The organism is Methanobacterium lacus, from assembly GCF_000191585.1.
Taxonomy (GTDB): Archaea; Methanobacteriota; Methanobacteria; order Methanobacteriales; family Methanobacteriaceae; genus Methanobacterium_B; species Methanobacterium_B lacus.
Genome location: NC_015216.1, coordinates 738,294 through 760,394, shown reverse-complemented (window position 1 = coordinate 760,394; position 22,101 = coordinate 738,294). Strand labels below are relative to the sequence as shown.

General features: G+C 38.6%; 32 protein-coding genes. 3 read left to right on the top strand and 29 right to left on the bottom strand.

Annotated elements, in window-relative coordinates:
- Positions 1 to 5 precede the first annotated feature (5 nt).
- The 27 genes from rpsE to METBO_RS03910 form a co-directional block, all read right to left on the bottom strand.
- The gene (rpsE, locus tag METBO_RS04035; RefSeq protein ID WP_013644397.1) at positions 6 to 653 is read right to left on the bottom strand and encodes a 30S ribosomal protein S5; all 648 of its coding nucleotides are present in this window, start codon (positions 651 to 653) and stop codon (positions 6 to 8) included.
- Positions 650 to 1,231: a 50S ribosomal protein L18 gene (locus tag METBO_RS04030; RefSeq protein ID WP_013644396.1), complete on the bottom strand. Its 582-nt coding sequence runs from the start codon at positions 1,229 to 1,231 to the stop codon at positions 650 to 652. The genes rpsE and METBO_RS04030 overlap by 4 nt, the downstream gene beginning before the upstream one ends.
- A gap of 14 nt (positions 1,232 to 1,245) precedes the next feature.
- Positions 1,246 to 1,692 (bottom strand): 50S ribosomal protein L19e, encoded by a 447-nt coding sequence (locus METBO_RS04025; RefSeq protein ID WP_013644395.1) that lies wholly within the window; start codon positions 1,690 to 1,692, stop codon positions 1,246 to 1,248.
- Between the two features lie 224 nt (positions 1,693 to 1,916).
- Positions 1,917 to 2,261 carry a 50S ribosomal protein L32e gene (locus METBO_RS04020; protein WP_013644394.1) on the bottom strand — a complete coding sequence of 115 codons (345 nt, stop codon included), beginning with the start codon at positions 2,259 to 2,261 and terminating at the stop codon, positions 1,917 to 1,919.
- A gap of 11 nt (positions 2,262 to 2,272) precedes the next feature.
- Positions 2,273 to 2,809 carry a 50S ribosomal protein L6 gene (locus METBO_RS04015; RefSeq protein WP_013644393.1) on the bottom strand — a complete coding sequence of 179 codons (537 nt, stop codon included), beginning with the start codon at positions 2,807 to 2,809 and terminating at the stop codon, positions 2,273 to 2,275.
- Between the two features lie 9 nt (positions 2,810 to 2,818).
- Positions 2,819 to 3,211, bottom strand: a complete 393-nt coding sequence (locus METBO_RS04010) for a 30S ribosomal protein S8 (RefSeq protein ID WP_013644392.1) — start codon at positions 3,209 to 3,211, stop codon at positions 2,819 to 2,821.
- Positions 3,212 to 3,223: 12 nt separating this feature from the next.
- Positions 3,224 to 3,367: a 30S ribosomal protein S14 gene (locus tag METBO_RS13170; protein ID WP_013644391.1), complete on the bottom strand. Its 144-nt coding sequence runs from the start codon at positions 3,365 to 3,367 to the stop codon at positions 3,224 to 3,226.
- Between the two features lie 9 nt (positions 3,368 to 3,376).
- Positions 3,377 to 3,883 carry a 50S ribosomal protein L5 gene (locus METBO_RS04005; RefSeq protein ID WP_013644390.1) on the bottom strand — a complete coding sequence of 169 codons (507 nt, stop codon included), beginning with the start codon at positions 3,881 to 3,883 and terminating at the stop codon, positions 3,377 to 3,379.
- Positions 3,884 to 4,609 carry a 30S ribosomal protein S4e gene (locus METBO_RS04000; protein WP_013644389.1) on the bottom strand — a complete coding sequence of 242 codons (726 nt, stop codon included), beginning with the start codon at positions 4,607 to 4,609 and terminating at the stop codon, positions 3,884 to 3,886.
- 1 nt (position 4,610) lies between these two features.
- Entirely contained in the window at positions 4,611 to 4,964 is a 354-nt protein-coding gene (gene rplX, locus METBO_RS03995) for a 50S ribosomal protein L24 (RefSeq protein WP_013644388.1), read from the bottom strand.
- A gap of 16 nt (positions 4,965 to 4,980) precedes the next feature.
- The gene (locus tag METBO_RS03990) at positions 4,981 to 5,379 is read right to left on the bottom strand and encodes a 50S ribosomal protein L14 (RefSeq protein WP_013644387.1); all 399 of its coding nucleotides are present in this window, start codon (positions 5,377 to 5,379) and stop codon (positions 4,981 to 4,983) included.
- 1 nt (position 5,380) lies between these two features.
- On the bottom strand, positions 5,381 to 5,701 hold the full coding sequence (locus METBO_RS03985; RefSeq protein WP_013644386.1) for a 30S ribosomal protein S17: 321 nt from the start codon (positions 5,699 to 5,701) through the stop codon (positions 5,381 to 5,383).
- Positions 5,702 to 5,792: 91 nt separating this feature from the next.
- Positions 5,793 to 6,074, bottom strand: a complete 282-nt coding sequence (gene rnp1 / locus METBO_RS03980; protein ID WP_013644385.1) for a ribonuclease P protein component 1 — start codon at positions 6,072 to 6,074, stop codon at positions 5,793 to 5,795.
- Positions 6,075 to 6,118: 44 nt separating this feature from the next.
- The gene (yciH, locus tag METBO_RS03975; protein WP_013644384.1) at positions 6,119 to 6,454 is read right to left on the bottom strand and encodes a stress response translation initiation inhibitor YciH; all 336 of its coding nucleotides are present in this window, start codon (positions 6,452 to 6,454) and stop codon (positions 6,119 to 6,121) included.
- 5 nt (positions 6,455 to 6,459) lie between these two features.
- Positions 6,460 to 6,666: a 50S ribosomal protein L29 gene (rpmC, locus tag METBO_RS03970; protein WP_013644383.1), complete on the bottom strand. Its 207-nt coding sequence runs from the start codon at positions 6,664 to 6,666 to the stop codon at positions 6,460 to 6,462.
- A gap of 48 nt (positions 6,667 to 6,714) precedes the next feature.
- Positions 6,715 to 7,614: a 30S ribosomal protein S3 gene (locus METBO_RS03965; protein WP_013644382.1), complete on the bottom strand. Its 900-nt coding sequence runs from the start codon at positions 7,612 to 7,614 to the stop codon at positions 6,715 to 6,717.
- A 5-nt stretch (positions 7,615 to 7,619) separates the two neighbouring features.
- Positions 7,620 to 8,081, bottom strand: coding sequence for a 50S ribosomal protein L22 (locus METBO_RS03960; RefSeq protein ID WP_013644381.1), 462 nt, complete (start codon positions 8,079 to 8,081; stop codon positions 7,620 to 7,622).
- A gap of 12 nt (positions 8,082 to 8,093) precedes the next feature.
- A complete protein-coding gene (rpsS, locus tag METBO_RS03955) occupies positions 8,094 to 8,507 on the bottom strand; it encodes a 30S ribosomal protein S19 (RefSeq protein WP_013644380.1) in 414 nt (137 codons plus the stop codon).
- Between the two features lie 51 nt (positions 8,508 to 8,558).
- A complete protein-coding gene (locus METBO_RS03950; protein WP_013644379.1) occupies positions 8,559 to 9,284 on the bottom strand; it encodes a 50S ribosomal protein L2 in 726 nt (241 codons plus the stop codon).
- Between the two features lie 37 nt (positions 9,285 to 9,321).
- On the bottom strand, positions 9,322 to 9,579 hold the full coding sequence (locus METBO_RS03945) for a 50S ribosomal protein L23 (RefSeq protein WP_013644378.1): 258 nt from the start codon (positions 9,577 to 9,579) through the stop codon (positions 9,322 to 9,324).
- A 19-nt stretch (positions 9,580 to 9,598) separates the two neighbouring features.
- Positions 9,599 to 10,381 carry a 50S ribosomal protein L4 gene (gene rpl4p / locus METBO_RS03940; RefSeq protein ID WP_013644377.1) on the bottom strand — a complete coding sequence of 261 codons (783 nt, stop codon included), beginning with the start codon at positions 10,379 to 10,381 and terminating at the stop codon, positions 9,599 to 9,601.
- A gap of 21 nt (positions 10,382 to 10,402) precedes the next feature.
- Positions 10,403 to 11,416 (bottom strand): 50S ribosomal protein L3, encoded by a 1,014-nt coding sequence (gene rpl3p / locus METBO_RS03935; protein ID WP_013644376.1) that lies wholly within the window; start codon positions 11,414 to 11,416, stop codon positions 10,403 to 10,405.
- Between the two features lie 168 nt (positions 11,417 to 11,584).
- A complete protein-coding gene (locus METBO_RS03930) occupies positions 11,585 to 12,409 on the bottom strand; it encodes a putative RNA uridine N3 methyltransferase (RefSeq protein WP_013644375.1) in 825 nt (274 codons plus the stop codon).
- A 608-nt stretch (positions 12,410 to 13,017) separates the two neighbouring features.
- Positions 13,018 to 13,740, bottom strand: a complete 723-nt coding sequence (locus METBO_RS03925; protein ID WP_394294933.1) for a class I SAM-dependent methyltransferase — start codon at positions 13,738 to 13,740, stop codon at positions 13,018 to 13,020.
- 123 nt (positions 13,741 to 13,863) lie between these two features.
- Positions 13,864 to 14,955 (bottom strand): glycosyltransferase family 10 domain-containing protein, encoded by a 1,092-nt coding sequence (locus tag METBO_RS03920; protein WP_013644373.1) that lies wholly within the window; start codon positions 14,953 to 14,955, stop codon positions 13,864 to 13,866.
- A gap of 136 nt (positions 14,956 to 15,091) precedes the next feature.
- Entirely contained in the window at positions 15,092 to 15,694 is a 603-nt protein-coding gene (locus METBO_RS03915) for a nitroreductase family protein (protein WP_013644372.1), read from the bottom strand.
- 153 nt (positions 15,695 to 15,847) lie between these two features.
- On the bottom strand, positions 15,848 to 16,216 hold the full coding sequence (locus METBO_RS03910; protein WP_013644371.1) for a hypothetical protein: 369 nt from the start codon (positions 16,214 to 16,216) through the stop codon (positions 15,848 to 15,850).
- A gap of 253 nt (positions 16,217 to 16,469) precedes the next feature.
- Between METBO_RS03910 and METBO_RS03905 the strand changes: the two genes are divergently transcribed.
- Both METBO_RS03905 and METBO_RS03900 read left to right on the top strand, forming a co-directional pair.
- Positions 16,470 to 16,994: a DUF308 domain-containing protein gene (locus tag METBO_RS03905; protein WP_013644370.1), complete on the top strand. Its 525-nt coding sequence runs from the start codon at positions 16,470 to 16,472 to the stop codon at positions 16,992 to 16,994.
- A gap of 228 nt (positions 16,995 to 17,222) precedes the next feature.
- On the top strand, positions 17,223 to 18,074 hold the full coding sequence (locus METBO_RS03900; protein WP_013644369.1) for an ion channel: 852 nt from the start codon (positions 17,223 to 17,225) through the stop codon (positions 18,072 to 18,074).
- A gap of 116 nt (positions 18,075 to 18,190) precedes the next feature.
- Here the strand turns inward: METBO_RS03900 and METBO_RS03895 are convergent, their stop codons facing one another.
- Entirely contained in the window at positions 18,191 to 19,054 is an 864-nt protein-coding gene (locus tag METBO_RS03895; protein WP_144017510.1) for a hypothetical protein, read from the bottom strand.
- Positions 19,055 to 19,721: 667 nt separating this feature from the next.
- Positions 19,722 to 20,342 (bottom strand): METTL5 family protein, encoded by a 621-nt coding sequence (locus METBO_RS03890; protein ID WP_013644367.1) that lies wholly within the window; start codon positions 20,340 to 20,342, stop codon positions 19,722 to 19,724.
- 264 nt (positions 20,343 to 20,606) lie between these two features.
- Between METBO_RS03890 and METBO_RS03885 the strand changes: the two genes are divergently transcribed.
- Positions 20,607 to 22,094, top strand: coding sequence for an acetyl-CoA carboxylase biotin carboxylase subunit (locus METBO_RS03885; RefSeq protein ID WP_013644366.1), 1,488 nt, complete (start codon positions 20,607 to 20,609; stop codon positions 22,092 to 22,094).
- Positions 22,095 to 22,101 lie beyond the last annotated feature (7 nt).

The following is a 22,101-nucleotide window of genomic DNA, read 5'->3' as shown; positions in this document are numbered from 1 at the left end:
TAGAATTATGCGCATACTCCAAGATTTTTAAGGTCTTTGGAAGTTGCTTTTACTTTACTGAGCTCTTTTAATGCTTCAAAGACTGCTCCTGCAAAGTTGATGGTTGTCTGTGTCTGACCCATGGTCTGGGACCATACATCGTCGATTCCTGCTAGGCCTAGGATGGTTTTACCAACGTTACCTATTGCAAGACCTACTCCACCAGGTGCTGGTATGAGTGTTACACGGACACTGCCCTTTTTACCTTCCACCTTAAATGGTACTGTGTGTTCCCTTCCACATACACATCCCCAGTCACCGCAGCCTCTTCTAACCTTTATGATGTTAAATTTAGCATTGTCAACAGCTTTTCTTATTGCAGGTCCTACCTCTTTGGCTTTTCCCTGTCCGAGTCCTATGTAACCGTTTTTATTTCCAACTGCTACTATTACTCTGAAGTTGACTTTTCTTCCTGACTTGTGCATTCTTTGAACCAGGTTAACATCCATGACCTCTTCTTCGAGGTCAGGGAGTAGTGTGTCTATTATTCCCAGTTCCATGATAGGAAGGCCTTTATCGAATATTTCATCGATATCAGTTATTTTGCCTTCTTTGACCATATGCCCTAACTGGGTTTTTGGTACAAATTCTTCTTTATTATAGTTGTTGTTCATTCTAGCCCTTCCTCAATCTTATTTTTTATTGATTCGAAATGATCAGGTAGGTCCTTTGGAGATAATCCATTTTTAATGTAACCGGAAAATCTTTTCTCCACCTCTTCATCGGTTAAGGATTCTGCGTAGTTTGCAACGTGTTCTCCCCTTATCCTTTCATCGGATGGTAGAACTACATCGTTGTGTGGTACTTGGAGTCCGCCGTCAACTGCTCCCTTGAGAGCTGCGTAGATCCTTGCACCTTTGATGTTGGTTTTTAATCCTATGTCTAAAACAGCAGCTTCGATTCCTGCGTCTAGTGCCTTTTTAGCTAGTAGGTATCCAGTGAGGTATGCTCCAGAGGTGTTCTTTCCACTTCCTATCCATCCTATTTTCTGAACTTCTTTGGAGTGTGCTGAAACTACTGTTTCATCTCCATTTTCTCCTACGTTTATGATCTGGGCAATGGTGTGCTGATTTGTAATCCTTACAACCATTCTTGACTTGTCCAATCCAATGAGGTTAAGCCTGGCCTTGTAATCTGTTTTTCCTTCTCTTCTTCTTCTAAATGCGAGTTTATATCTTGAACTTTGTGCCAATTTCATTCCTCCTCTTATCTGAGCAAGTCGTGATCTCTGGCGTAGGTTTTCATGTAGGATTTACTCCTGAACGCTCCACCCTTGGCCATTCTGTAAAGTTTACGATAGGTTGTTTTGTTAATTTCCCTTTTGTCCCTCATATCTTTGAGGTCTGTTCTAAGTGCTCTGATGGTTGTCATCCAAGCCTTTTTCTTAGGGTTACGTGCACCTTTTGCACCTTTAATACTTCCCCTACCTTTCCTTCTACCTTTACTTTTTTGTTCCGCTATCTTCTTTGATCTGTAGCTGCTTATTCCTTTCTTTTGCCTTGCTTTAATAGCTCCGCTGTCTATTAACTGTTTAACACTTTCACGAGTAATAGCCCTTGATACTTCTTCGACAGATTCTGGATCTATCCAGACTTTGTTTACCCCTACCTTGAGTATGTCCGCAGCTAATCTCTTTTGAGTAGTAAGATTCATAAAGAAACCTCCACCATCAAACCTTTTGGGTTTGAATATTTTCCTGAAAAATCCTTTTCAGGATCTCTGAGTTTAAAGTCCATTTCAGACTATAGTCTTTTATTAGTTTAATTCATCGTTGGATGAATTTTTTTCCCTTTACAATGCAGCTGGTTATTTTTTTGTATCACAACTTCAAAAAAAAATTTGAAGCTGTTATAAATAACTCCCTAAACCCCGAAGGTTTAAAGCCCCTTGTTTAAGATTTTTATTTTAAGTTCCTTGGCCCTTTCAAGCATGTTAGCTTTTTTCCTAGCACCTACTGTGGCACTGATTCTGCCGGCCTGGGTAAGTGGATCTAGATTTTCAAGGTCCTTTAAGTTGGAAACCAGTACATCCCGGTATCCTGAAGGGTGCAGTCCCCTGATGTTCTTTGGGGTTCTGTAACCTATGGATGGCATAGCAGGCTTTCTTGCCTCATACCTTCGCCTTTTACTGGTTTTTCCCTTAGGTTTTCTGTACTTGTCACCTAGTTTTTTGTACCTGAACCATTCCTGTCTTTTAAAGTTTGGTTTTTTTGGTTTTTGCATGGGATCACCGTTTATTCCTTGCTGACCAGGTATATTCCATCTTGGAATACCCTTGGGTCTCTTCCCTTAATTTTGGTTGCCTGTTCCATGTTGGCCATTGTCTGTCCCACATGCTCCTTGTTGATTCCACTGACTATGACTTCGTCGCCCTTGATCTTAACATCTGCATCCCCTACAATTTTAGCGGACCTTGGATGTCTTTCCCCTAGGAAGTTCTCGATCGTGATTTTGTCACCAGTTTTTTTAACTGTCATTGGAAAGTGAGCGTAAACAATTTTCATCTTGTAGCTGAAACCATCTGTAAGTCCTATTATCATGTTGTTGATATGGGATCTGATGGTTCCCAACATGGCTTTTTCTTTCTTTTTTGGGAAACGTGCTTCTACAACAACATTGTCACCTTCTACTGAGATGGTTATTGCTTTTTTGTTGTTGAAGTTTCTTGTTAGGGTTCCCTTTGATCCCTTGATTGTCACTGCTTCATCAACAGTGACGGTAATTCCTTCTGGAATTGGGATTTCTTCCCTAAGAATGGATACTTGAGCCATTTTATCACCTTAGTAAACATATACGAGAAGTCTTCCGCCAATACCCTTTTCTTTGGCTTCCCTGTGGGTCATGATACCCTCAGGTGTTGTTATTACAATTGTACCAAAGTTTTTGGAAGGTAAGTACCTCTTCTCAAATTTTTCAAATTCATCTTTCTTAACAGCGTGTCTTGGCTTTATTACACCGCACTTGTTAATGTTTCCTTCTAATTCGACAATGAACTGTCCTGCTTTGTCATCGTCGACGAATTCAAATTCACCGATATATCCTTCTTTTTGCATTGTCCTTAAAACATGACCAATCATTTTGGATGCAGGTTTGATTGTGCATCGTTTGTTACCCTGCATTTCATTATTACGCATGTTGGTTAGGGCATCTGCAAGAGGATCCATAAGAGTCAAACTATACACCTCTTAGTTATATTTTTTAAATCCAATTTTGTCTGCAAGTTCTCTGAAGCACTGTCTGCACAACATAAGATTGTATCTTCTAACCAATGCTGAGTGATCATTACATCTGCTGCATTTCCTTGAAGCCTTTCCGTATTTTCTTGGCAAATTATCACCTTATTCTATATTAACCTGAAATTCATTTTTCATGAATTCCATTGTTTCTTCCTTTGTAACCTGGTGCTTCACTGGAACTTTTTTGTTCTGGATCTTCCTTCTCTTGATCCTGTAGCCTGGTTTTTCAAAGGTAATTGCAACATTCATCCCGAATATTCCTATGTCAGGATCGTATCGCATTCCCGGAATATCAATGTGCTCGTGTATTCCAAAAGCAACATTGCCTTGCGCATCAAACTGGGTTGATTTTATGTTGTTTCCTATGCCTTCAAGTATCATTTTAACAGCTTTTGAGGCTTTTTCATTCCTCAATGTTACTTTGCAGGCTATTGGCTGACCCTTCCTGATACCAAATTCAGGGTTGGTTACCTTACTTATGGTTCTAATAGGTTTCTGGTCAGTTATGTTAATCAGCAGTTTTTCTGCCCTTGCAAGTCTTTCTCCACTTTCTCCTACTCCAATGTTCACGGTAGCCTTTGCTATTTTCACTTGATCCATAGGGTTCATTTATTTACCCCCTGGTAATGATATAACAGGCTCTTCTTTTCCTAAAACAAAGACGTAGTCAGCCAGTGTTAAAAATATTCCTTCATCAGTCTCTACTTCTACGGTGTTTGGTTTGGATGACTGGGTAATGTTGATCTGTTTAACTTTACCTAGTTCACCTATGTGTTTACCACCTATGATGAGACCGACTGTACCACTTTCGAATTTTATGTGATCGGTAACTTTCTGTTCTGGAATTTCCACAACAACAACATCGCCTGTGCTGTACTGTTTCTCCACAATACAGTTTCTTCCGTCATGCAGGTTTAGCTGTGTTTTTCCACCTTTGATGATGGTTTTGTCTGTGACTCTGCACAGTTTAAATTCTCTGTTTTTCTCGCTTATAGGGTGTAATATTAACCTTCCCTTGTGGTCTGGTAGTACCCTGTAAACTTTTTCAGATTTTGGAAGTTCTATAACATCCATGAACCCTACTGGGTATTTGTAATCTTTTCTTGCTCGGCCGTCCACCAGGATATCACCGTTGTTGATGATTATTTTTGCTTCCCTGGAGTTGTCTGCAACCTTCAGAATGTCCCTGACAACTATGAGTAAAGGTAATGATTCTTCGATTGCATGTGGACCTGCACTTGGCTTAACTGTCCACTTATCTTCTTTAGGGTGAATAGGCCAATGAGCTGGTGATTTATACCGTTTAAGATGTTTTCTAGATCCCATCTTTGCCATTTTATCCCTTCCTCTCTATTATTTCGTTTCTTTCATCGTCTTCAAGATCCAGTTCCAGGATCATAATGTTTGATGGATGAACTGAATGGTAAACTTTGTTTCCATCGGGTTTTTGTACAGACATGCCCTCAATCATGACACGGTAGTTTTTAAGGTCAACCTTTTCGATTTTTCCTTCGTGGTCCTTGAAATCTCCACGCATGACCTTTATGGTGTCACCCTTTTTAACTGGGAGAGATCTCCTTTTGTACTGCTCCCTAAGCTCCTCACTCAGTTTTACGCTCATCAGTTTGTGGCGTATGTGTAAAGGTGCCTTATAAATAAGTTTCCTCTGTTTTCTTGGCTGTTTTGACATTTTATCACCGTAATAATCATACTATTATGCTTGCAGCACTACCTATGGCTGGCCATCTGTCAGCTGCTTCCTTAGCAATTGGTCCCCTTATTTCTGAACCCTTGAGAACTCCTTCAGGACTTACTATTACTGCGGCGTTATCTTCAAACTTGATCCTTAAACCGTCAGCCCTTTTGTACTCTTTTTTCTGCCTGACCACAACTGCTGTTGTGACCTCTTTACGCATGTCAACTGTACCCTTTTTAACTGAGATCACGATCATGTCACCGACACCTGCAGGTGCGAGTCTTCGCCTTACACCCTTGTATCCCTTGACAGATATGATTTCAACTTCCCTTGCACCGGTGTTGTCTACGCACTGTAGTCTTGCACCGATAGGGAGGGCTTTTGTAACGTTGGAGGTAATTGCCTTCATTTTACTCTTCTCCCTTAACTTCCACCAGTACGAAATGTTTGGTTTTACTTAGTGGCCTGCATTCTGCTATTTTGACAGAGTCTCCAATTTTAACATCTAAGCAGTCTGGTTTGTGAGCTTTGATCTTGGATTTCCTCTTCTCGTATCTTTCGTACTTTGTGATGAATTTATAAAAACTCCTTTCAACAGTAATGGTCCTTTCTGCCTTTTCACTTGTGACAATTCCTTCTAGAATTTGACCCCTCACTGGGAGGGTACCATGAAACGGACAGTTGGGATCATCACATTTATTTTTTGGTTCTTTAACGTCGATACCAACCATTTTATCACCTGAATATGTCCTTTAATTTATATTTTGAAACTTCAAATATTTCGTTGAATTTTTTTATGAGAATGTTCGGGATAATTTTCCCTCAGTACTTTCTGAATTTCTTTTTGATCCTGTCTTCAGGGCGGGCAACTATTATCCGACCATCTAAGTCAACAAGACCACCTTCTGGCAGTGTGAACCTGAAGGTTGCCACTGCCTTTGGAATGGTTTTTTCAGATCCATCTGAAACTTCCACAAGAATGGTGTTCCTTGTTTCGTCAATAACTTGTCCCTTTATACCTGTGAGACCTGCGTGCTGACTGTTTACAACCTCAACACCGAGCCCCACAAGTTCGTGTCGGAAAATGTTTTGTGGAGTTATCATAAGCCACCATAATGGATTCCAGGGTATCATCAAATATTTGATGATTACCTTCGTTTTCTGCCCCTGTCATCCCTATCTCTAATTTCTATGGTGTCGGATGAAAAGCCCAGTTCAGCCAGAACTTCCTTGACCCTTCTTTTATGGTCTCCTTGGAGTTCTATCTGGCCTTTCTTAGCTGTTCCTCCACAGGCACACTTGGCCTTGAGTTCCTTTGTAAGTTCCCTAATATCAATATCGTGTTCATCAATCCCCTCAACTATGGTCATAAGTTTTCCGAATCTTCGTCTAACTGTATAGACCTTAACTTTTTGGATTTCTCTGGCTATCTCCTCGCAGACGCAAAGTTCTTCAGGAAGACCGCATATCTCACAGACTTTCATCGATTTTATTTCTCCTGCTGTTTTTCATTCATTATGGTAAGGACACGTGCTATTGTTCGTTTAAGTTCCTTAATCTTACCCGGATTTTCGTAAACACCTGCAGCTGCACTTTTTGAAATATTCTTAGAGTGTTCTGCCTTGAGTTCATCCAGTTTTTTCTGGATCTCATCGATCTCCATTGCCCGTATTTCCTTGCTTCTTAATATTACCATTTCTCTACATCCTTTTATAACTTGTGATAATTTTACACAGATTATATTTTATTCTGATTTATCGGCTTTATCAGCGTTTTCTTCGGTTTCCTGAACTTCCTCAGTTGCAGATTCATCAGCAGCTTCTTCATCCTTTGGAGCTTCTTTTGCTGGTGTTTCTTCTTCTTCGGTTGCTTCTTCAATTGCTTCGGTTATTTCTTCCACAGCTTCTTCCACATCTTCAACAATTTCTTCGATGATGTCTTCTGCTTCTTCAGCTGCCTCTTCCACAATTTCTTCAACAACGCTTTCCACTGTTTCAGGTTTTTCTGGAGCTGCTTCTACTTCAACATTTTCAGTTTCTGGTTTTTCAACCTCGATCTGGAGAATGTCAACTTTATCAGGTAAAACAACATCCGGTGGCATTATGCGAACGTTAATTCCAAGCACACCAGGTTTGAGTTGTACTGTAGCAAATCCATGTCTCACGAATCTGATGGATGGTTCACCACATTTTTTGATGTATCCATCTGAGAACTTAGCGCATGCGCTCCTTGAACCCCTTATTTTTCCGGATATTGTGACTTCAACACCCTGGGCTCCTGCTCCCATGATTCTTCTGAGTGCTGTGTAAGCAACTCTTCTGAAGTGCATTCCCCTCTGGAGCATGGCTGCTATTTTGTGTGCCATGATCTTTGGGTTTAGCTCTGGTACATCCACTTCTTTAACTTCTACCTGCGGATTTTCAAGTCCGTAGCCAGTTTTTAAATTTTGGGTGATGCTTCTGACGGTTTTTCCGCCTCTACCTATTACCATTCCTGGTCTTTCAGCGTAGACAACTACCATGGTACCTAAAGGAGTTACCTGAATTTCCATTCCACCGTAACCTGCTCTTTCAAGTTCGTTTTCTAGGTATTCGTCTATTCGTGTTCTTTTTAGTCCTTCTGTTACGAAATCCTTTTCAATCATTGGATCTATGCCTCCCCTAGAACTACTTGTATGTGGGTTGTCGGTGTGTTGAAGGGACTTGCCCTTCCAAATGCCCTTGCAGTCCATCCCCTTACGATGTAACCGCGGTGGCTGGATATGTGTACAATTTTAAGGTCCTCTGTTTCTAGTCCCTTGTACTCTGCGTTGGCTTCTGCGTTGTCCAGTACCTGCAGTATTTGTGTTGCTGCTTTGACTGGGTAACGTCCTGTTGGCCATCCTTTAAGTCCTTTTCTGTGTCCTACTTTTTTGTTATGTCTCTTAAATGGTACAGGTGTTTCCTTTCTGATAACTGCTTCAAGGAATTCTCTAGCATCATCAAGGTACATTCCCCTTATGGTACGGCAGATCTCAACAGAATGCTTTGGGGAAATCTTAAGAGCTTTCCCTGCAGCCTTTGCTGTTTTTCCATCGTACTCATCTTGATAAGCGTATTGAATTTTCGCCATTGTAATTTCTCCTTATTTAAGCGGCACGAACATGGATGATCTTGTTGCACCCATACCTGGATCCCCGTGCTGAACCCTCTGTCTTGTGACTGCAAATTCCCCGAAGTAGCATCCGATCATTTCTGGTTGGATTGTTACATCGACAAATTCTTTTCCACTGTATATTCCGAAGGTCATTCCAACCATCTCTGGAAGTACTATCATATCCCTACAATGGGTTTTGATGATCTGTGGCCTTCCATCCTTACGTGGCCCTTCTTTTTTGATCTTTCTAATCTTCTCTAGAACCTTTTTCTGCCTAGGTAAAAATCCTCTTTTGAGGGATCTTCTCTGCCTGGATGGTAACAACTGTATGACATCATCCAATGGCATGTCCTGCAGTTCTTCTAGACTGTAACCGCGATAACTAAATACTTTTCTTGCCAAGTAGTCTCCTCCTAATCAGTTTATATTCCGCATATTTTATTAATTTAAGAATTATCTCCTTCTACCGGTTCTGCTTGCTGCTATGGAACCGACCTTCCTTCCTGCTGGTGCATGTCTGGATACGGTAGTTGGCCTACCTGGGTGCTGTCTGTTACCTCCACCATGTGGGTGGTCTACAGCGTTCATTGCAACTCCCCTAACACTGACATTCTTTTTACCCTTGGCTTTGAGGGCATAATACCTGTTTCCTGCTTTGAGGTACGGTTTTTCTTTTCTTCCTCCACCTGCAACAACACCTACGGTTGCTCTGCAGCGGGGGTTGAATGCCTTCAATTCACCAGACGGTAATTCAACAATTGCCTTACCAACATCATGTGTAATTAAAGAAGCGTAAGTTCCTGATGATCTGACAAATCTTCCGCCGTCACCTGGATGTTTTTCTAAGTTGTAAAGTGGTGTTCCTTCAGGAATTTCTCCGAGTGGTAATGAGTTTCCAGGATTTATTGGTGCTGAAATTCCGCATTCCACCTGATCGGCAATTTGTATTCCTTCTGGAGCTAAAATAAGATTTTCTTCTCCATTTTCAAATTTTACAAGGGCCACTGGGGCTGTTCTACCAGGGTCGTGGATGATGTCCACAACTTTTCCCTTGAGGCTGCCTTCCTTCTCAACATCATCGTAGGATCTGTAGGAAATTTTTCCCCTGAATCTGTGTGATGCACTCTTGTAAGTTGGAGTTCCTCTTCCTCTTCTTTGGATTATTAAACGTTTTCCCATTTTATTTCCTCCATCGTGGGTATGATTTTACAAGAGCTTAGAATACTCCCATCTTAACTGCTATATCCTCTGCACTGTCATCTTCAGACAGTTTGATGTACGCAAGTTTTTGTCCGTTTAAGATCTGGGTGTTGACCCTCATGACCTTTACATCGTAAAGACTTTCAAATGCAGATTTTATCTGAGTCTTATTGGCAGTTCTTAGAACTACAAAGGTCAGCTCATTTTTCTGATCAATGGAGTTCATGCTCTTTTCTGTTAAGTGTGGTTTAATTAGTACTTTGTAAGCATCCATTTTCACTATCCCCTTTTAATTATTTGAAAAGTTCTCCTAACTTTTCTACAGCTGATTTTGTGTAAATGGTGAGTCTGCCAGGATGAGTTCCAGGAGCCAGGAGTTCTGCATTGAGATGGTTTACAACAACCACATCGACACCGGCATGGTTTCTTGCTCCGAGGCTTATGCCTTTATCTTCCCCAACAACTAATAATGGGCCCTTGGATGTTTTGTATTTCCTGCCCCTCATTTTACCTCTTCCAGCCCTTATTGTTCGGCCTGCTTTGGCTCTGCAAACATCGTCCAGTAGTCCGAGTTTCGCGAATATTTCACGGGTGTCCTTGGTCCTCTTGACTGTTTCGAGTTCATCGTCAACAACGAATGGTACCTGGTCCAGGTTCTGGATTTTGTGTCCCCTTGCTTCAACAATTTCTCTGTTGGCTGTTGCAGCAACTGCGGACCTTATTGCCAGTCTCCTTTCTTTCCTGTTGATCTTTTCGTGTATGATCCTCTCGGTTTTAGGTGGGTGAGCCTTTCTACCTCCAATTGCCTGGGGTATGAATGCTGCCTTAGAACCTGCAGGGTGTCTTGAACCTTTGACACGTGGAACCATAGCTGCACCTCGGCCTGAACCGAAGGATTTTGCTGTTGTTCTTTTACCTGCCATTGGATCTGTTCCCCATGGCTGTATTCTGGCTGTTTGTGATGATATAACAGCTCTTTTTATGAGGTCTGGTCGGTAGACTTCCGTGAATATTTCAGGAAGTTCAATCTCATCGACGACTTCGCCTTCCAATGAATAAACTTTGATCTTCTCCATGTAAATCACTCTTTAATAAGTTTAAACTCCCTGTTTAGAAGCTGTGCTAATGTGTGTTATTTCAGGTGCGTCGTTATGTTTGCCTATAGGTCTAACAGCTTTTCTGAGAATTACGAGCCTTTTTGATGGTCCTGGTATTGAACCTTTGATCATTACATAGCCGTTTTTAATTAGACCGTACTTAACAAATCCACCCTTTGGATTAACTTCATCAACCTGGGACTCGTCTGCAATTCTAAGGATCTTCTTGTTGAATTCTGTCCTTTTATGGTAACCCATCTGACCAGCCATTGCAACTGTCCACATGGTTCTTGCAGGTGTCCATGGTCCTATTGAACCAACGTGCCTTGCTTTACTACTTCTTGCTGCTTTACCGTACTGTATTCTGACACCGAACCTTTTAACAGGTCCTTGGAAGCCTTTACCCTTGGTGACGGCTATGGTGTCAACATGTTCACCGTCTGAAAAAGAGTCTGCAGGGTTTACTTCCTTACCCAGTAAGCTGCGGGCAAATTCGAATTTATCTTCGACTGATTTGCCACCAATTCCACATTCAATAATTTCTGGTTTTTTCTTTGGAATTCCACTTGCGAGTCTTGGTTTAGTGTGTAAAAGCACCCTAATATCTTCAACTTCATCAAGCTGTTCCTTCATCTCATCGAGTTTTGCCTCAACATCGTAGTCCTTTGGAAGTGTTATCTTCCTTGTTAGGTCCTCGTCGAGGTCTTTTGCCATAACATCGTTCAATGTCTTGAGTCCACGTGTGTCCTTTCTATAGGCACGCACACCCATGACAACTACAGGTGGTGTTTCCAGTATAGTTACTGGGGATGATACTTCCATTCCAGATGTAGGTGAGTTTTTAACGTTGTCTAGCATAGTTACGTGGGTCATTCCCACTTTGTAGCCTGGAAAACCTAAGAGACAAGATTCTTCGGTTTCTGGCCATGACCTTACTTTTGGTGTTTCTTTGGCTGCTCTTTTCCTAGGACTAAAGGCCATAGATCCACTTCTTGGTTGGTGATGTCTAGTCATAATTTTACCTCCTTAAGTACAATTTTCCTATCAAATTCAAAGTATGAAATCTGGTTTAAACAAGTTAAACTCAGATAAAGTCGATAACTACGTCTGAAGAGTCAAACGCAGATAAATTTAAGTTAGCTATATCTATAGCAAATTTAAACACAAATAAAGCTGATCGATTTAATCAGTGTTTAAAAGCAAGTTAAATACAGATAAAGTCGCTAAAACTGCTTCTTCAGTTCTCACAGTTTTGGTTCCCTGTTCAGGGACTGTGTTAACTTCGAGATCTATAATTTCCTTTTCATTCTGGTCAGAAATAAGTTCTTCAAGGCCAGAATAAGGACCACCAAACAGAATAGCCGTGTGTTTGGAACCCTTTAATTTAGTTTTTACTTCGTCTAAAACAGAAGTGATGGATGGTGCGTATCTTGACGTGCCTATGACCAGATCTGGTCCAGGTTTCATCATCAATATACTGTTGTACAGATCTTTGTTGGTTGCAAGAACCTTGTAACCCCAGTAGAAATCTGGTACATCTGGATCCAATATAATTTCCTTTCCAAGCTTTATAACTTTAAAGCTCAGTACTTTGTTCACGCTGAGTTTTTCTTTGCATAGCGCAAACTTATCGGCACCGATATCAACAACTGTGCCTTTTTTTGTCCGTTTTATTGTCAGTCCCTGTCTGTAATCACCCTCATGAAGTTCTCCAGTTGGGTGATGAGGAGTTCTAAGTGGTGGGAGAATACCCACGTTCCTAAGCTCCCTTGTTATAGGAAATACCTTCTTTCTAAGGTATTGAGGGGTGTTCATATAAGTGAGAACATCACTAATAAACTTTACCTCTTTTTCATCAGAATTATCGTTGTAAACGACGATTCTATCAGCCCTAAATATTGCAGCAGATCTTCCAATCAGACCAATTTTATATGTTTTTATTCTTAAATCTTTCGTTTCAGATAATATTGATGCTGGAACGAAAATTGATAAACGCTTCTTTTCCATCTTTTAACCTTTGTCTTCAATGCACATATAATATGAGGGGTGCTTATTTCCACTAATTTCAAACCCCGCATACGATATTTAGCATGAATAACTCGAGTGGAGTTAGAAATTAAGCTAAATATCCCAGTTAAAAAAACTTGTTTAATTCGGGATTGAATATAGTATGAAACTCTTTACATATATACTCATGTTTTTTAGAGTTTAATGCAACGAAAAATAAGAGATTTTTAATGGTATACCCTGAAAATTCGACACAGTAATCTGTGGATGAATCCTTCAAAAATGCCAAAATTATAAATTCCTCATAAATACTGTATAACTAAACTTAACTTAAAATTATCTAAAAATCATGACCCAACATCCTAATTTTCCACCCCAATTTTTGATACATCTCCCTATATAATATATGGGTGATGAAATCTCCAACCAAAAATATTGTCGGCTTAAAACAAAAATATCCTATATAATAATATAGGGGCATCAGTTACTCAACACAGTTTACATAAAACCTAATATCTTAAACCATACCAATTACCAACTGTGTTCAAATGAACGAACTCGTGTTTTGAATTTATAGCTTAGATTCGGGAATTGGCCTATTTTTACAATTAATTCCTACTCCAGATGTAGGTTGCTATGGTTCCACCGTTGTGTGGCATGATTGCTTCGTCAACAAGTTTCAAGTAGGGGTATTGTTCTTCCATAAATTCCCTGTTTGCCATGGGCTGTAGATGTTTTTCGTACTGATTTCCATAGACTTCTTCCTGCTCGTATTCGTAGGGAATTGAAACCAATATATGTTCACATTTATTATCTTTTATGTAGCCTGATAGAAGATCCTTTGCAGCTTCAAGTTCGATGTGTTCGAGTACATCTCCAAAAATTATCAGATCGTAGTGTTCAAAATCAAAATCAACTATGTTGGAAACAAATATTCCATCATAGATCCTATCTAGTCCCATTTCTTGGATGTTTTTGTTGTAAACATCAACACCGTCTATGGTTTGGTAGTCAAATGCCCTGAGAATTTTACCGTAGATCCCTGAACCAAACCCCAAATCTAAAATTGTAGCATCCTTCTTAACATGTTCAAGTATGTACTTCAAAACAGCGGCTTTACCTGCATCTGAACTCACACCCCTTACACAATCAGTTGATAGAGTACGGTTTTCCAAGTTTTCTAAAATTTTAAGTTTTTCCACTAGGATGCCATTCTCTTTAACGAGATCTTCATTCTCAGTTTCAAGGTTCTTCAACTGGGAATTTAAATTCTGGTTTTCAATTTCCAAACTCCGAACCATTCCTGTTTTCCTCAACTGATCCTTTAACATTTTCTTCAACACATCTGAACCCCCAACAGCTACTAAATAACCTTCTATTTGTTATTCATGAATATATTATGTGATCCAACTCTGATTCCCAGAATGTTTATCCCAGGGTAAGGTTAGAGGAGTTCATGTTCTCTTGAATATTTTTATAAGCTGGTTAACAAGGGATGTGGAACTTTCTTGATCCTCTTTGCTTTGTATCTCGTTCATTACGATCCTGGTGAAATTTTCTTCACCGTAGGGGTATATTCCATCGCTTAAAACAAATTCTTTAATTGCACTGATACGATTCATATACTCCTCATTGGACATATTTTTGATATGATCATAGAGTTCAGGGTAGGAATCAAAATCTCGTTTATCTATGAAGGTTTCAGTTGGAATGAAATCTTTGATGTTGGGTTCTCCCCAGTAAATTGGTATGCAACCTGCAAAAAATGAGTCGAAAATCTTTTCTGTCAAGTACCCTGGAATGTCCCTTGCATTCTCATAGCAAATGGAAAATTTGTAATTCTTAAGGGTTTCAATCTTAGAATCAACAGAACCCCTGTAGGAAATGTATGGATCTTCCTTTGGTCTGGCATTTCTTCGTTTGATACCTTCCTCTGTTGACCAGTGGGTGGAAAGTGTTTCCTTTGCCTGTTCTTCCCAACCATAACCATAGAGATCAAAGTCTTCAGGATGATACCTTTCAAACCAACGCAGAGCTTCCAACCTTGCTGAATACAATTCCAATGGATGATAATTAAATTTGTTAGAAGCAACCATGGCACACAACTTGTTCTTCTTATTCACATCGAAATCGTTGGTTTTTAAAACCTTTATTGGAAAGTAGTACTGGAATATCTTCTTGTCATCAACCATTTCATAGTTCCAGGTGAAAACTTTCTTGAAATATTTGTAGTTAGATTTATCCCAGTTGTTTGGCATTACAATTTCAGATTCATAAATAAACAAGTACAAATTATCATGCCCAACTTCTACAAGCTGTTTAAAATATATGTTGTCCTCCTTTGGGAAATCAAAGAAAAATATCTTGTCGTAACTTTCAAGGGGATTGGTATCAATGGTAGATATATTTATACCAGCATCCTGAGCTGTTTTAAAAAGATGTACAAATGGATAGGTTAAATTGTCTCCAACTGTGTGTGCAGATGGATCTTCGAACATTCTGTTTTTGTTACAATTTTCATAATAATTATAAAATCCCACATTCACGAACTAGCCCCCACTTAATAAATTTCAGGAAATTGTATGGCATTTAATTGATTAAAAAAATTGTTGGTACCAAAATCATTTAGATAGAAATTACTGTAAAAAAAAAGTAGGGAATCTTCCAAATAACTATTTTTATTTAGAAGTAGATGTCTTCCTTTGAAAATCTCATCTTAGGCATCTGCTCATCTGCAGGGTACCCCAACGGTACGATCATGGTAGGTACAAGTTCTGCTGGAATATCCAATATTTTTGTGTATGAAACAGGGTCAAATCCCTGCATTGGACATGAGTCCACTCCTACAGATTTTGCTGCATATAGTGCTGTGGTTACTGCTATAAAGACATTGTGTTGGGCTTCAGATACCGCTGCAGCTTCTTCATTGAACATTCCAATGAAGGTGTTAATAACAGTTTCAAACTGTTCGATATTTTCCTTAGGAACTCCCATCTCTTCCATGGATGCAACTACCTTCTTTGCATTGCCCATCATATCAGGGTTGGCACAGAACACCAGAAGATGTGAACAGCTACTTATCTGTGGCTGATCCATGGATGCAGACGACAGTTTATCCAAGGTTTCCTGATCTGAAACCACCTTGATCTTCCATGGCTGAACATTCAATGCTGAAGGTGAAAATCTGATCATTTCAAGGATCTTGTCCAGAGTTTCTTCATCTATCTTTTTTCCATCAAACTTCTTGGTTGCATATCTTGACATGAGTAAATCGTTAAATTCCATAACTAATCCCACCCCTAAAAATTTTGTTTTATTAAATCTTCTAATCTATATTGTAGATCTAAAAAATTTTCTGTTTAAAAAAAAAATTTGGTATTCAGAACTCTATCATTCTACTATTCTGATTAATTGTACATCAATGGTTAATGTATTTATTTAGTTTGAACTCTCTTCTTCCTGTTTTTCAAGGGTTTCTTCGATTTCTTCTAAAATATCTTCGAGTTCATGTTTACGAGCCTGTACTATGGATAAGGTATCTAGAAGCACATCCCTAAGATCGTTGGTGATAAGCACACTCCACATTTCATCCAGATAGTTGTACAGTGTCATGAGATCGTCTGGTGAGTTTTTGTTAGATTCAACATTTTCCCGAACTAGCTGAACAAAAACATCCAGTTCATTGTCTAGATGATACAGATTTTCGACTGTAAATGCTATTCTTTCCTCAATCTCTTCCTGCAGTTCTTCCTTTAAAAGTCCTTCTACCGGTATGATTAATTCTCCCATTGGATGTTCTTCTTCCAAACTCATCATCTCCCATAAATTTTTTTTACTACATAAAAATATATGATCATCAATGTTGAATAATATTTCCCCCTACAATCTAAGAAAATTCAGTGCCATCTAAATTCTCCTTGGAAAATAGTTTCATTTCATCTAGTTTTAATGCATCTAATTGGAAAAAAACTTACATAATGACTGTCAAGAGTATTAATATATTGTAGAACTTGTTAACAGTTCAAAAATATTCAATAATTGTTTGGGAGGAAAGAAAAAAATGGAAGAAGGAAGAAATTTACTGTTAGGAGTACTGGGTATTTTGTTGGGTTTAATAGTTATTATTTTTCCGTTGATCAGTATTTTCACCGTGAATACCATTGCAGGTATTGGAGTTATATTTGTGGGTATTTGGATCATGGTGAAAAGTTTAAAGAATGATAGTATTGCCGCAGGAATTGCGGGCTTGATAGTTGCAATCTTTGCAATAATGCTTGGAATAGTATTCATAGGAGATATCAAAACATTTGAATTCTTTTCATTCATAGCCCTCTACATTGTAGGGTTCTTCATAGCACTTGCAGGTGTTGAATCTTTAATATCTGGAAAAGGTGCTAAGGGTAAAGGTACAGGAGTGCTTGGAATCATAATAGGTATCCTATTTATTGTGATTGGAACCTTTGCAGGCAACCCATTGGTACTTGCAGCATTGATAGGTGCTTTCTTAATAATAGCAGGTTTAGTAGAAATATTAGAACCCCAGCTCATGGAAATACCTAAAGAAACAGCAAAAACCAAAAAATAACCAAAAAACTGTTCATTTCTCATAAAAAAATGAGTTTATGGGAAACTGACTACCATTTTATACTTTTTTTTAGAGGGTCTCTAAATATTAATTGTCTCTAGTGTTCATAGAAAATAGGATATGAACGTTGTCATAATGCAGAAGGTGTTTATTTTTTTTGTTAAACAGCATCCCTTTGGATCAGGAATATAAAAACAGATTTATGTTTTTAAATTTAGAAATATATTTATGAATGAAATTAATAAACGGCCAGGTATTATTTGGCAGAGCATACTTGTTTTTCTAATAGTACTCGATGGAATCTTACTATTTCTGACCCTTATTTCTCCTAATCTCAAATCCACAACCATCGCAAATTTAGGAATATTTGATCTGGCTGTTTCAATCTTACTGCTATTTGTTTTCCTCTGGAGAATGAAACAACACCAACATGAATATCCTCAGTTCATTAAAAACAATTGGAAAGACATCCTTGCATTCATACCAATTTACTTCATAAGCTACTACATATTCGGACTCCATGATATAGGCATCATCATGAAGATCATTGTGGTTATCAAACTTGCAGCCCTCTACATATTTTCAAAAAAGGTTGGCAAAGAATTCATCAAGTACCAGGAAAAAACAAGGTTAGTATATGCCTTGGCATTCTTCCTGGTGGTGTTTTTCTTCTGTTCTTACATCTTCTACTTGGTTGAGCACGGGGTGAATCCCGAAGTATCAACCTTCGAAGATTCCATATGGTTCGTGCTTCAAACCATCACAACAGTTGGATACGGAGATATAATACCTGTCACAGGAATCGGCAGATTAATGGGTGTTATATCAATGTTTAGTGCACTGGTTTTAACCAGTATCATCACTTCAGTCGCTACATTTTCACTCATAGAAAAATTCAGAAAGGGAACAGAGGCCCTTACCGAAAAAACAGGGAAGTATGTTGAAACCATGGATGAAAAGTTGGACCACTTAAATCATCGGCTGGATGAATTAGAAAAGATAGATGAAATAAGTAAAAACCTTGAAGAGATGAAATCAGAAATTGAAGCATTAAAACAGATGATCAAAGACAAAAAATGAGCAAATAAAGTTGTTCTACAAAAAATAGGATGTGATGTATTGTTTTATCTCATGCTAAGTAGATAAGAACTATATTATTTTTTTTAGGGTTTGAATTTAATTTTAATTCACTTTTTTTAAGTTTGTTCCATGGTTCTCTCTGGAAGTAGAAGCACAGCTGCAATAAAAAAGCAAACTCCCCCAACAAATGTTCCCCAATTTTGTATTGCGAAATTAACAGGTTCTCCTGTGGATGGTAAAGTAAATGCGTAAATTGCTGAAATTCCAAACGCCACAGAACCTATGAGATTTAAAATTGCAATTTGCCATGATATATTTTTCCAGTTAAATGAAACTAATCCATGACCCACCTCTATCCAAACCAGGCTGCTTGCGACCAAGAAGCATATGGATCCGTAAATATCCGGAACCCAAACCTGGTGGTTTATTTGCTGGACAGTTAAAAGCATGTTAACAGCAAAGAACGTGCTGAAATTAAAAAATAGAGTTCCTATAAACTGAACTACTGATGCAACCCAGTCAATTCTTCGGGGTTCCCATGTAAAAATTTTAATTTCATCAACAATGTTCATAGACTTGGGAACTCTTCTTACGTTTACTGTTTCGATGTACTGCAAGAAAGCTGCCGTTGTGAAGAATATGGATCCTAAAAAGTAGGTCATTGCATCGAGATGGGGGCCTGCCCAGTTAATGTAGGGCGGGGCTGAACCCAATGCAAAAAATATGGATCCAATTGCAAAAAACACACCTATCCACCATGCTATGGCTCCGGGTGCAAACCATGTGGAAACAGTACCTGAATCCAGGAGGTTGTGGTGTTTACGATGAAATCTTGACCTCCATTTATATTCTAAACCTTCAGGACTGATAATAAGAGCCCCTGTAATAAATGGACCAGTTTCAATAATTTCTCTGCACACCCATCCCTTTGGCATCTTGTGATACAAAATATCTGGACATTCATCGAACTTTTTATTCAAAATATTCCCATCCATGAATCCATTTAACAAAATATACAAAATTATTAAGAATCTCATCTTAGAAGTAGTTTCACTTTGGGATCAAAGGATGAATGAAAAATCGAATCTAAGAAAATCTAAAAAAAATAATTAAAAAAAACATGTTTTTGACCAGTATAAATGAGGTTAAAGACGTCTTTATGTTCTTTCAAATGGAAATCCTATGTTTAACTGGAACATAAGCTGTTCACCGTTAAAATTTTCAAGTTTCATTCAAAGTTTTACTCGAATTTAAAATTTAAACCATCATGGAATAGGATAGGTTGGAATTTTTATACTCTTAACAAAAGTTTTTTCGAGTGAATTCACGGGTATTCATGGAAATTTTACTTTGAATAAGATTTGTTAAGGCTTCTGTTGTAACCCAGAAATAGGGTGAAGAAAACCAAAAACATTGCACAGATCATAACCATTGGAATTATCAAATCGACACGAAATAAATTCATTTCTTTTCACCTTCTTAATATTTAGTCAAAGGACATGTTTAATTCTTACACCTTAATTTAAAAGTTAAAATATATAAACTTATCTATTAGCTTGATCTGAAATGACGATAGAAAAGAACGCTAAAAAGAAAATAGGACACGTTCACAGATTTAAATCCTGTGAATGCCATTTGATAAATATTTTAGATATTTTTCTCGATCCTGAGTACGACCACTTCAACTTCAACAGATTCCCTGGTGTGGAAATCGTAAATTTTAGGTATGGGAAATTTGTATTCAAATTTGTGTGATACTGTTGCATTTCTCTCCGCTACGAATTTCAATAGGAAGTCTAAGGTTTTCTTCATGTGAAATGAGTAGACAACTGGGGAAATTTCAAGGGCCTTATCAAGAAATATGACGTCTGCGGCTGTTTTATTAGATTTTTGTGCTCCGAAGGGAGGGTTTTGAATCACGGTATCTACTTCTTCAGTGAAGTCTGTGATCTCTGATACAACGAATCTGGTGTTTTCAAGATTTCTCTTTGAAGATTCTGTTTCAGCAATAGAAACCGCTTCAGAATCTGTATCTACACCTACAACTTCGTTTGCCCCGAGTAAAGCTGCTCCTATTGTGAATATGCCCGTTCCACATCCAAGATCTGCCAGTTTCAATCCTTCAATGTCCCCAATTGCCATGGCATTCCAGAGCAGATCGGCAGCTATGACAGATGGAGTGGAGTACTGTTCCAGTTCTACGCGGGGATTTTTATGGGGTGAAATATCTTGAAGTGCTATTTCAAGCTGTCTTTTTTTCTTAAACATTGGCTTGTTTTCCTATTATTTTAGGTTTAATTGAAGTTGGTATGGTTATCGTTTCACCTAAGTAAGATGGTTGTTTGTGAACTCAACATTGGATTAGTAATAAATAGAAATGTTCATTAAGCTCATCCATGATACCAAAGTGTGAATCAATATAAAATTTATTAGTTAATTAATATAGAAATAAGAGTATATAATTAGTGGTAAAAAAAGATTATAAAGCTTAAAACTTGTAATATATTAATTGAATGCTCAGGAAAAGATATTATGTTTAAAAAGGTGTTAATAGCCAACCGTGGAGAAATTGCAATCAGAGTGATGAGGGCATGTCGTGAAATGGAGATAGATAGCGTTGCAGTTTATTCAGATGCAGATAAAAATTCTCTTTTTGCAAAGTATGCCGACGAAGCCTACAATATAGGCGAACCTTCGCCAGCTAAAAGCTACCTGGATATTGACAAGATAATTGATGTTGCAATTAAGTCAGGAGCAGAGGCAATCCATCCTGGTTACGGATTTCTTGCAGAAAATTCTCTACTGGGAGAAGAGTGTGAAAAACACGGCATAAAATTAGTGGGTCCCAGTGGAAGAGTTATTGAGGAAATGGGAAGTAAAATTACATCAAAAAAGCTTATGAAACGAGCAGGTGTACCTGTAGTTCCTGGTGGAAGCAAGGCCATTGATAATGTCGAAGAAGCTGCTAAAATGGCCGAAATTGTAGGTTATCCCGTTATTATAAAGGCTTCTGCAGGTGGTGGTGGAATAGGAATGAGAACCGTGTTTGAAGAGGATGAACTGGTTCGGGCCATTGAATCCACCAAATCCGTTGCAGAATTGAACTTTGGAGATTCCACAGTTTTTGTTGAGAAGTACATTGAGGAACCTAGACACATAGAATTCCAGATACTTGCAGATGAACATGGTAACACTATTCACGTTGCAGATAGGGAGTGTTCCATACAGCGCAGACATCAGAAACTCATCGAAGAATCCCCTTCACCGATCATGACCGATGAACTCAGGGCAGAAATGGGAGAAGCAGCAATTAAAGCGGCAAAATCAATTGGATACACTAATGCCGGAACAGTTGAATTTATTTACTCTAATGGAGAGTTCTATTTCCTTGAGATGAACACTAGAATACAGGTTGAGCATCCAATTACAGAAGCAGTGACTGGTGTTGATCTGGTCAAGGAACAGTTGAAAATTGCAGCTGGAAGGGAGTTATGCTGTGAACAAAATGAGATATCTGTACGGGGACATGCAATTGAATGTCGTATAAACGCTGAAGATCCGTTGAATGATTTTGCGCCTAACCCTGGTAAGATCATAGGTTACAGATCTCCTGGAGGAAACGGTGTGAGGGTGGATAGTGGTGTTTACAACAACTACACCATACCTCCATACTACGATTCAATGATATCTAAGTTGATTGTTTGGGGAAGAACACGTAAAGAGGCGATTGCAAGAATGCAACGAGCTCTTTCGGAGTACATTATTTTGGGGGTTAAGACTACCATTCCTTTCCATAAATCCATGATGGTTAACCAGCATTTCAGGGATGCCAGTTTACACACACACTTCGTTGATCAGTACAAAAATGAGATCATCGAGAACATGGAGAAGGTTATTGCAAAGGATAGAGATATGGAAGCTCGTCTTAAATCAACATTTTTACCTTCTAGAAAGGTAGCAGCAGTTTCAGCTGCAGTTTCAAATTATATGTCCGAATCAATAAAAAAGACCGAAGAATAATTAAAAA